The 9567-nt window shown below is 63.1% G+C and carries 8 protein-coding genes; 6 read left to right on the top strand and 2 right to left on the bottom strand.

Annotated elements, in window-relative coordinates; genetic code table 11:
• Both tssI and M5G18_RS26240 read right to left on the bottom strand, forming a co-directional pair.
• The coding region (gene tssI / locus M5G18_RS26245; RefSeq protein WP_273926200.1) for a type VI secretion system tip protein TssI/VgrG at window positions 1–983 on the bottom strand (983 nt) is incomplete at its 3' end.
• A gap of 126 nt (window positions 984–1109) precedes the next feature.
• Window positions 1110–1625: an Hcp family type VI secretion system effector gene (locus M5G18_RS26240; RefSeq protein WP_007949952.1), complete on the bottom strand. Its 516-nt coding sequence runs from the start codon at window positions 1623–1625 to the stop codon at window positions 1110–1112.
• A 525-nt stretch (window positions 1626–2150) separates the two neighbouring features.
• On the opposite strand from M5G18_RS26240, the gene M5G18_RS26235 reads away from it, so the two are divergent.
• Genes M5G18_RS26235 through cheB form a run of 6 tightly spaced genes read left to right on the top strand, consistent with a single transcriptional unit; the run spans window position 2151 to window position 9561 of the window.
• Complete coding sequence (locus tag M5G18_RS26235; protein ID WP_273896351.1) at window positions 2151–3773, top strand: methyl-accepting chemotaxis protein; 1623 nt, start codon at window positions 2151–2153, stop codon at window positions 3771–3773.
• Window positions 3773–4309, top strand: coding sequence for a chemotaxis protein CheW (locus M5G18_RS26230; protein ID WP_273896352.1), 537 nt, complete (start codon window positions 3773–3775; stop codon window positions 4307–4309). The genes M5G18_RS26235 and M5G18_RS26230 overlap by 1 nt, the downstream gene beginning before the upstream one ends.
• Window positions 4306–5583, top strand: a complete 1278-nt coding sequence (locus tag M5G18_RS26225) for a CheR family methyltransferase (protein WP_273896353.1) — start codon at window positions 4306–4308, stop codon at window positions 5581–5583. The genes M5G18_RS26230 and M5G18_RS26225 overlap by 4 nt, the downstream gene beginning before the upstream one ends.
• The gene (locus M5G18_RS26220) at window positions 5580–6263 is read left to right on the top strand and encodes a chemotaxis protein CheW (protein ID WP_007954679.1); all 684 of its coding nucleotides are present in this window, start codon (window positions 5580–5582) and stop codon (window positions 6261–6263) included. The genes M5G18_RS26225 and M5G18_RS26220 overlap by 4 nt, the downstream gene beginning before the upstream one ends.
• Window positions 6260–8554 (top strand): hybrid sensor histidine kinase/response regulator, encoded by a 2295-nt coding sequence (locus M5G18_RS26215; protein WP_273896354.1) that lies wholly within the window; start codon window positions 6260–6262, stop codon window positions 8552–8554. Before M5G18_RS26220 ends, M5G18_RS26215 begins: the two co-directional genes overlap by 4 nt.
• The gene (gene cheB / locus M5G18_RS26210) at window positions 8551–9561 is read left to right on the top strand and encodes a chemotaxis response regulator protein-glutamate methylesterase (RefSeq protein WP_007954689.1); all 1011 of its coding nucleotides are present in this window, start codon (window positions 8551–8553) and stop codon (window positions 9559–9561) included. Before M5G18_RS26215 ends, cheB begins: the two co-directional genes overlap by 4 nt.
• The last annotated feature ends 6 nt before the right edge of the window (window positions 9562–9567 follow it).

Here is a 9567-nt window from a genome sequence, read left to right as displayed (position 1 = left end):
TCTTCCAGCACTTGCGGCTGCTTGCCTTCGTGGTGGACTTCGGTGAGCAGCCACAGGTCGTTCCACTTGGCCTTCGGGTGTTCTTTCAGCGCGAGGAAATGGCCGCTGACCAGCAACGGCTGATCACTCTTGCCTTCGGCGAGCTGGAAGTCGCTGCGATGGCGTTCGAGGGCGCGTTTGGCCAGGTGCTTGCCGCGTTCGCGGTCGACGAAGCGGCCCGGGTAGTCGTAGTCCTCGAGGTCGGGCAGGGCGTCGCCGCGGTTTTCGCTTTCGAGGGTGATCCGCGGTTTTTCGAAGTCGTAGTCGCGGCGGGTGGTGCGGCTGGTACGGGTTTCCAGGCGCAGGTCGAAGCGCTTGATCACCGGGTCGCTGGCGACCATGCCGGAGTCCTGCTGATAGGCCACCGGCGCCAGTTTCTTAAACACCGTCTGGTCATCGCCGAACACCAGTTTGTGGCCCGTGGCGCTGTGCTGGAAGTGGTAGTGAATGCCTTCTTCTTCGCACAGACGCTGGATGAAATGCAGGTCCGATTCGTCGTACTGCACGCAGTAGAGGCGATCGGGGTAGATCGAACCGGTCTGAAACGCATAGGCATTGCCCTGGATACCGTGTTCTTCGAGGACCTTGCCGATGATTTTCGGCACGCTGTGGTTCTGGAAGATCCGCTGGTTGATCCGGTGCGCCAGGTACGCCAGTTGCGGGCGCAGGGTCACGGAATAGCGCGTCAGGCGCTTGCCGGAATCGCCTTGCGCGGCGCGATAGATCAGGCCGTGGATGCCGCTGCCGTCGGGCGACAGTTGCAGGAAGGCCGGTTTGTGCAGCAGGGTTTCGAGGTCCAGCGACGGCTGCTCACTGACCAGCTCCACCTCGAATACGAAAGGCTGGCTGACGGCTTCCCGACCGGTGAGGGTAAACACCTGGAAATCGGCGGAAAGACCTTCGATGGTCAGGGCAAAGTGGGTTTCATTGGCCGGCGCGAACATCCCTTGTTCCTCGTGCTGTACAGCGGCGTTCGTCGACCGCTGAACGATCAACGCACGCGAAATTCTGGAGGGCGTAAACAACATCGACCAGCAGAGCTGGCCGATGCTTGAAACGATCAGCCGTAATTAAACGACTGGAGCACGCCAGTCATCGGAACCCGAAGTACCGGATACTTCGTGGGTCCAGGTGATTTTGCGGTAGGTGAACTGCACTTCTTCCAGGTGGGTGAAGTGCGCGTTGCCTGGATCCTGGCAGTTGTGCATTTTGTTGTTGATGGCGACGATGATCGCGTCTTCCAGTTTGGTGGTGTAGTAGTGCTCTTGGGTACCTTGAGCCGAAGTGCGGTACCACTGGATAACGATTTCGCTCATGCGCTCGCCGGAGGTCAGAGCCGCTTGCAGCAGAGGCGAAGCCTTGTCGTAGACCTTGGTGATCACAACTGGCTTGTGAACGCGCTGACCGGTTGGCTGACCGGATTGCGGGTCACGCGGGATGATCACGTCGTGGGTGAAAGCCTGAACCATAACCTGGTCTTCGTGGCCTTCCTGGTAGGTGTTGCCAACGGAGTCGGCGGTGAAGGCGCCGGCAGTGATCAGGCCTTGTTTTTCGCCGGTAACCGACATGTACGCTGGTGTTGCCATGGGATGCTCTCCTTGCGGATAAAGTTAGGGTGCCCGGGAGGCGAAATCGCCCGGTGGGTGGCTGACTGTTATCAAAGACCGTGCCACCTTTTGGTGCGTCCCCGGGAGCCGGGGACTTCACCGCTCTGGCTCGCGGGTTTGAGCGTTTTTTGCACAGCGATGAAAGCAAAAGTGCGCAACTTCTTGCGCAGTACTGCGCAAGAAGTTGCGCACTCGGCTACAGGCGACGGTAACCGGGGGCTGTAGCGAAATCAGGCGACGATTTCGCGAATCAAGTGCGCAAGAAGTTGCGCACCATGGCACATGGCTATTGCTTCTTCAGATCATCTAAAACCGAAATGGCCAATCCATCGCCCCTTTTTGCCATTGCGTCACTGGCACGCCACCCTCCGATTCCTTGAAAGTCCCTATCCAGAGCCCACCCCGTTTAATACCGGACGGCCAGAGCGCGGCAAACCGTCTTATAAATGAAACACCGCCCTCAGCTATACTCCCCCGCATTTCGACCCGCCCCGAGGACTGACTGTGAAGAACTGGACGTTGCGCCAACGCATTTTGGCGAGCTTTGCGGTGATTATCGCCATCATGCTGCTGATGGTGGTCGTCTCGTATTCGCGGCTGCTGAAGATCGAAGCCAGTGAAAACAGCGTCCGTGACGACGCGATTCCCGGTGTCTATTACAGCTCGATGATTCGTGGCGCGTGGGTCGACAGTTACCTGCAGACCCAGGAACTGCTGGGCCTCAAGGAAGGGCAGGGCGTCAGCAGCGAAGATGCGGCGGACTACAAAGCCTTCGAATCCCGTCTTCAGGAGCAGATGACCAATTACCGCAACACGGTCGTGACGGACGAGGACAAGCTCGAATTCGCGTCTTTCGAGAAGTATCACGACACCTACATGAAGATTCAGGACACCGTGCTGGATCTGCACAAGCGCAATCTTGAAGCCGAAGCCGTCAAGCTGTTCCACGAACAGCTGACGCCGACCTGGTACTCGGGCCGGATGAAACTCAACGACATCATCGGCGAGAACAAGAAAGTCGCGGACCAGGCCATGTCCAACATCGACGAGGCCGTGGCGGCGGCCAAGGTCAGCATGTTCGTCTCGCTGCTGGTGGCCGTGCTGGCTGCCGGTTTCTGTGGTCTGTTGCTGATGCGCGCGATCATGGCGCCGATGAACCGCATCGTGCAGATCCTCGACATCATGCGCACGGGCGATCTGAGCAGCCGCTTGAACCTCGACCGCAAGGATGAGTTCGGCGCGGTGGAAACCGGCTTCAATGACATGATGACCGAGCTCACCTCGCTGGTGTCCCAGGCCCAGCGCTCGTCGGTGCAGGTCACCACCTCGGTGACCGAGATCGCCGCTACTTCCAAACAACAGCAGGCCACCGCCACCGAAACCGCTGCGACCACGACCGAAATCGGCGCGACATCCCGAGAAATCGCGGCGACCTCCCGCGACCTCGTACGCACCATGACCGAAGTCTCCACCGCTGCCGATCAGGCCTCGGTGCTGGCCGGCTCCGGGCAGCAAGGTTTGGCGCGGATGGAAGACACCATGCACTCGGTGATGGGCGCGGCGGATCTGGTGAACGCCAAACTGGCGATCCTCAACGAGAAGGCCGGCAACATCAATCAGGTGGTCGTGACCATCGTCAAGGTTGCCGACCAGACCAATCTGTTGTCGCTGAACGCCGCGATCGAAGCGGAGAAGGCCGGCGAATACGGCCGTGGTTTCGCCGTGGTCGCAACTGAAGTGCGGCGTCTGGCGGATCAGACCGCCGTCGCCACGTATGACATCGAACAGATGGTCCGCGAGATCCAGTCGGCGGTGTCCGCCGGGGTGATGGGCATGGACAAGTTCTCCGAGGAAGTGCGTCGCGGCATGGCTGAGGTGCAGCAGGTCGGCGAGCAGCTGTCGCAGATCATCCATCAAGTGCAGGCGCTGGCGCCGCGGGTGTTGATGGTCAACGAGGGCATGCAGGCCCAGGCTACCGGTGCCGAACAGATCAACCACGCGCTGGTGCAGCTGGGTGATGCCAGCAGCCAGACGGTCGAGTCGTTGCGTCAGGCCAGTTTCGCCATCGACGAACTGAGCCAGGTGGCCGTGGGCCTGCGCAGCGGCGTTTCGCGATTCAAAGTCTGATGAGCGAAATTACCGCCAAACGCAGCGCTGCACCGGTGGCGAAGCAGGCGTTGTTCCTGCTGTTTCGCATCGGCAGCGAACGCTATGCCTTGCGCGCCACGGAAGTGGCCGAAGTGCTGCCGCGCCTGCCGTTGAAGCCGATTGCCCGGGCGCCGCACTGGGTGGCGGGGGTGTTTGCCTATCGCGGCACGGTGGTGCCGGTGATCGACCTCAGTGCCCTGACGTTCGGCCATCCTGCCGAAGCGCGCACCAGCACGCGACTGGTGCTGGTGCATTACCGCGCGGATGACTCGCAACCCTCGCAATGGCTGGGTCTGATCCTTGAACAGGCCACCGATACCCTGCGCTGCAACCCGGAGGATTTCCGGCCGTACGGCCTCGACAATCGTCAGGCGCCGTACCTGGGCCCGGTACGTGAAGACGCCCAAGGGCTGGTGCAGTGGGTGCGGGTCAACGACTTGCTGGACGAGTCGGTGCGTACGCTGCTGTTCCCGTCGCCACCGCTGGACCCGGCGCGGCTTGAGGAGCAGCCATGAGCAGCGACCAGCGCTTCTTCGATTTCCTCAAGGAACGCATCGGCCTCGACGTCGCCTCGGTCGGGCCGGCGATCATCGAGCGGGCCGTGCGCCAGCGCATCACCCTGTCGCAAACGGTGAATGCCGATGAGTACTGGCAGACGCTGCAAGGCTCGCGGGATGAACAGCAAGCGCTGATCGAAGCGGTGATCGTCCCCGAGACCTGGTTTTTCCGTTACCCGGAATCCTTCGCCACCCTTGGCAAACTGGCGCGCAAACGCCTGGGCGAACTGAACAACATGCGTGCGCTGCGCATCCTCAGCCTGCCGTGCTCCACCGGTGAAGAACCCTATTCGATTGCCATGGCGTTGCTCGATGCCGGCCTCAAGCCCCATCAGTTCAAGGTCGATGGCATGGACGTCAGCCCCTTGTCGGTGGACAAGGCTCGGCGGGCGCTGTACGGCAAGAACTCGTTTCGCGGTCAGGAACTGGACTTTCGCGAGCGGCATTTTTTTGCCGAGAACGAGGGCTATCGAGTGAATGAAATTGTCCGCGAGCAGGTGCGCCTGCATGTCGGCAACGTGCTCGATCCCTCCTTGCTGGTCAACGAGCCGCCGTTCGATTTCGTGTTCTGCCGCAACCTGCTGATCTATTTCGATCAGCCGACCCAGCAGCAGGTGTTCGCCGTGCTCAAGCGCCTGACCCATGTCGATGGCGTGCTGTTTATCGGCCCGGCCGAGGGCAGTCTGCTCGGGAGGCTCGGCATGCGCTCGATCGGGATTCCGCAGTCCTTTGCCTTCAGTCGTCACAGCGAACCGCAGCCCGAACCGTTGCCGATGCCGACCGCGATTCCGGTGCCGTTGCCTGTGCGCCAACCGATGCGCAGCACACCACCGCCACCGGTGCGCAATCGCCCGTTTGCTGGCGTGACGCCCTTGCCGGCGACGGCTAAAAGCACCAACCCCGACGCCGCGACGTTGCTGGCCAACATTGCCGCCCTGGCCAACGAAGGCAAAAGTGCCGAGGCCCGGGCCGCGTGCGAACAGTATTTGCGCAGTCATGAGCCGGTGGCCCAGGTGTTTTACTGGCTCGGCCTGCTGAGCGATGTCGCCGGCAGCGCCCTCGAAGCCCAGGGCTTTTACCGCAAGGCGCTGTACCTCGAACCGCAACACCCCGAAGCCTTGATGCACCTGGCCGCGCTGCTGCAAGCCCAGGGCGACACGGCCGGCGCCAGACGATTGCAGGAGCGCGCCGCCCGCAGCGACCGCACCGCCGACAGTGAGCGTAAACGATGATCCCGTCCGACACCTTGAACGTCACCCACGAAGACGCCCGGGCCATCGACGATTGCTGGAACCGCATCGGCATCCACGGCGACAAGTCCTGTCCGCTGCTGGACGAGCACATCCATTGCCGCAATTGCTCGGTGTACTCCGCCGCCGCCACGCGTCTGCTCGACCGCTATGCGTTGCAGCAGGACGAGCGCGATCCGGTGGCGACCCAGGTCGAAACCGAGCTGAAGACCCGTTCGCTGCTGATGTTCCGCCTCGGCGAAGAATGGCTTGGCCTGGCCACGCGCAGTCTGGTGGAGGTCGCGCCGTTGCAGGCGATTCACTCGCTGCCGCACCAGCGCTCCCGGGCTTTGCTTGGCGTGGCGAACGTGCGCGGGGCGTTGGTGGCGTGCCTGTCGCTGGTCGAACTGCTCGACCTCGACAGCAACGCGGCCCCGGCGACCGGCGCGCGAATCATGCCGCGCATGCTGATCATCTCGGCCCAGGGCGGGCCAGTGGTGGTGCCGGTGGACGAAGTCGACGGGATTCACGCCATCGACGAGCGAATCCTCGACGCCGCCTCACGATCCGGCGCGCAGGCCAGCGCCAAATACACCCGAGGCGTGCTGCCTTTCAAAGGTCGCAGCCTGCGTTGGCTGGATGAAGAACAGCTGTTGTCCGCCGTGTCCCGGAGCCTCACATGACCCCCGAGCAAATGCGCGACGCCTCCTTGCTCGAGCTGTTCAGCCTCGAAGCCGAAGCCCAGACCCAGGTGCTCAGCGCCGGGCTGCTGGCGCTGGAGCGCAACCCGACCCAGGCCGATCAGCTCGAATCGTGCATGCGTGCGGCGCACTCGTTGAAAGGCGCGGCGCGGATCGTCGGCATCGACAGCGGCGTCAGCGTCGCCCACGTGATGGAAGATTGTCTGGTCAGCGCCCAGGAAGGGCGGTTGTTCCTGCGCCCGGAACATATCGACGCGCTGTTGCAGGGCACCGACTTGCTGATGCGCATCGCCACTCCGGCCAATGGCCCGCAGCCTGCGGACATTGAGGCTTACGTGGCGTTGATGGGCGGTTTGCTCGACCCGACGGCACCCGCCGTGGTCACCGCCGCTCCGAGTGCGCCACCGATGGCCGAGTTGCAGCTTCAGCCACCGCCGGTGGTTGAGCCCGCGCCCGCTGAAATCCCGGTCGAGGTTGCCGAGCCAGAGCCCGCACCGCGCAAAAGCAAGCGCACCACTGAAGGCGGCGAGCGGGTGCTGCGGGTCACCGCCGAGCGCCTGAACAGCCTGCTCGATCTGTCGAGCAAATCCCTGGTGGAAACCCAGCGCCTCAAGCCGCATCTGGCCACGATGCAGCGCCTCAAGCGCATGCAGAACAACGGCCTGCGGGCGCTGGAAAGTCTCAACGTTCATCTCAAGGAGCACGCCCTGAGCCTTGAGGCTCAAGAGGCGCTGGAAGGCGCGCGACGTTTGCTCGCCGAATCCCAGCAACTGCTGGCCGAGAAAAACGCAGAGCTCGACGAGTTTGCCTGGCAAGCGAGTCAGCGCGCGCAAGTGCTCTACGACACCGCGCTGGCCTGCCGCATGCGGCCGTTCGCCGATGTGCTGTCCGGGCAAGTGCGGATGGTGCGGGACCTCGGTCGCAGCCTCGGCAAACAGGTGCGGCTGGAGATCGAGGGCGAGAAGACTCAGGTCGACCGTGATGTGCTGGAAAAACTCGAAGCACCGCTGACGCACCTGCTGCGCAACGCGGTCGATCACGGCATCGAAACCCCGGAAGAACGCCTGCTCAAAGGCAAGTCCGAAGAAGGTCTGATCCGTCTGCGTGCCTCGCATCAGGCCGGTCTGCTGGTGCTGGAATTGAGCGACGATGGCAATGGAGTGGATCTGGAAAAGGTCCGCCGCAGCATCGTCGAACGCCAGTTGTCGCCCGCGGAAACCGCCGCGCAATTGAGTGAAGAAGAACTGCTGACCTTCCTGTTCCTGCCGGGTTTCAGCCTGCGCGACAAGGTCACCGAAGTGTCCGGCCGTGGTGTCGGTCTCGACGCCGTTCAGCACATGGTTCGCCAGTTGCGCGGTGCGGTGGTGCTGGAGCAGACGGCGGGCGAGGGCAGTCGCTTCCATCTGGAAGTGCCGCTGACCCTGTCGGTGGTGCGCAGCCTGGTGGTGGAAGTCGGCGACGAGGCCTACGCCTTCCCGCTGGCGCACATCGAACGCATGTGCGATCTGGCGCCGGACGACATTGTGCAGGTCGAAGGGCGCCAGCATTTCTGGCACGAAGGCCGGCACGTCGGTCTGGTCGCGGCCAGTCAGTTGTTGCAACGTCCGGCCAGCCAGAACAGCGGCGACACCCTGAAAGTCGTGGTGATCCGCGAGCGCGACGCGATCTACGGCGTGGCGGTCGAGCGCTTCATCGGCGAGCGCACGCTGGTGGTGCTGCCGCTGGACGAACGGCTGGGCAAGGTGCAGGACATTTCCGCCGGGGCCTTGCTCGACGATGGCTCGGTGGTGCTGATCGTTGACGTCGAAGACATGCTGCGGTCGGTGGACAAGCTGCTCAACACCGGGCGTCTGGAGCGCATTGCGCGCCACGGCCATCAGGCCGCAGAAGCGGCGCGCAAGCGGATTCTGGTGGTCGATGACTCGCTGACCGTGCGCGAATTGCAACGCAAGTTGCTGCTCAATCGCGGCTATGACGTGGCCGTCGCGGTGGACGGCATGGACGGCTGGAACGCCCTGCGCTCCGAGGATTTCGATCTGCTGATCACCGACATCGACATGCCGCGCATGGACGGCATCGAGCTGGTCTCGCTGCTGCGCCGCGACAACCGTCTGCAATCGCTGCCGGTGATGGTGGTGTCGTACAAGGATCGCGAGGAAGACCGCCGCCGTGGACTGGACGCCGGCGCCGACTATTATCTAGCCAAGGCCAGTTTTCATGACGACGCCCTGCTCGACGCGGTGGTTGAGCTCATCGGAGGAGCGCGGGCATGAAGATCGCAATCGTCAACGACATGCCTCTGGCGGTGGAGGCCCTGCGCCGTGCGCTGGCCTTCGAGCCGGCGCATCAGGTGGTGTGGGTCGCCAGCAACGGCGCCGAAGCGGTGCGCCTGTGCGCGGAAAACACCCCGGACCTGATCCTGATGGACCTGATCATGCCGGTGATGGATGGCGTCGAGGCCACTCGGCGGATCATGGCCGAGAGCCCGTGCGCGATCGTCATCGTCACCGTGGACCGCCAGCAGAACGTGCACCGGGTGTTCGAGGCCATGGGCCACGGCGCGTTGGATGTGGTCGACACCCCGGCCATCGGCGGTGGCAATCCTCAGGAAGCGGCAGCACCGCTGCTGCGCAAAATCCTCAACATCGGCTGGCTGATCGGCGAGAAAACCGCCCGCTCGCGCCCGGCACCTGCGACACCACGCAGTACCGCCTCGCGCCAGCGGCTGGTGGCGATCGGTTCTTCGGCCGGTGGCCCGGCGGCGCTGGAAGTCTTGCTCAAAGGTCTGCCGCGCCACTTTTCGGCGGCCATCGTGCTGGTGCAGCATGTCGACCAGGTGTTTGCCGCCGGCATGGCCGAATGGCTTGCCAGCGCCAGCGGCCTGGACGTGCGTCTGGCCCGCGAAGGCGAACCGCCGCAGGCCGGCGCGGTGCTGCTGGCCGGCACCAACCACCATATTCGTTTGCTCAAGAACGGCACGCTGGCCTACACCGCCGAGCCGGTCAACGAGATCTACCGCCCCTCGATCGACGTGTTTTTCGAAAGCGTCGCCAATTACTGGAACGGTGACGCAGTAGGGGTTTTATTGACAGGGATGGGACGCGACGGGGCTCAAGGGCTTAAGCTCATGCGCCAACAGGGTTACCTGACCATCGCGCAGGATCAGCAGAGCAGTGCGGTGTACGGCATGCCCAAGGCTGCCGCAGCCATCGACGCGGCCGTAGAAATCCGTCCACTGGAAAAGATAGCGCCACGATTGCTGGAGATTTTCCCCAAATGAACACAT

The sequence above is a fragment of the Pseudomonas aphyarum genome (assembly GCF_028657055.1).
In the GTDB taxonomy this organism is placed as follows: Bacteria; Pseudomonadota; Gammaproteobacteria; order Pseudomonadales; family Pseudomonadaceae; genus Aquipseudomonas; species Aquipseudomonas aphyarum.
Note: the sequence above shows the minus strand (reverse complement) of the source record. Positions and strands in the feature narration are given on the sequence as shown.

Coding starts and splice junctions, on each gene's coding strand:
- M5G18_RS26240 (WP_007949952.1), bottom strand. CDS start 1,625: ATGGCAACACCAGCGTACATGTCGGTTACCGGCGAAAAACAAGGCCTG.
- M5G18_RS26230 (WP_273896352.1), top strand. CDS start 3,773: ATGAGCGAAATTACCGCCAAACGCAGCGCTGCACCGGTGGCGAAGCAG.
- M5G18_RS26225 (WP_273896353.1), top strand. CDS start 4,306: ATGAGCAGCGACCAGCGCTTCTTCGATTTCCTCAAGGAACGCATCGGC.
- M5G18_RS26220 (WP_007954679.1), top strand. CDS start 5,580: ATGATCCCGTCCGACACCTTGAACGTCACCCACGAAGACGCCCGGGCC.
- M5G18_RS26215 (WP_273896354.1), top strand. CDS start 6,260: ATGACCCCCGAGCAAATGCGCGACGCCTCCTTGCTCGAGCTGTTCAGC.
- cheB (WP_007954689.1), top strand. CDS start 8,551: ATGAAGATCGCAATCGTCAACGACATGCCTCTGGCGGTGGAGGCCCTG.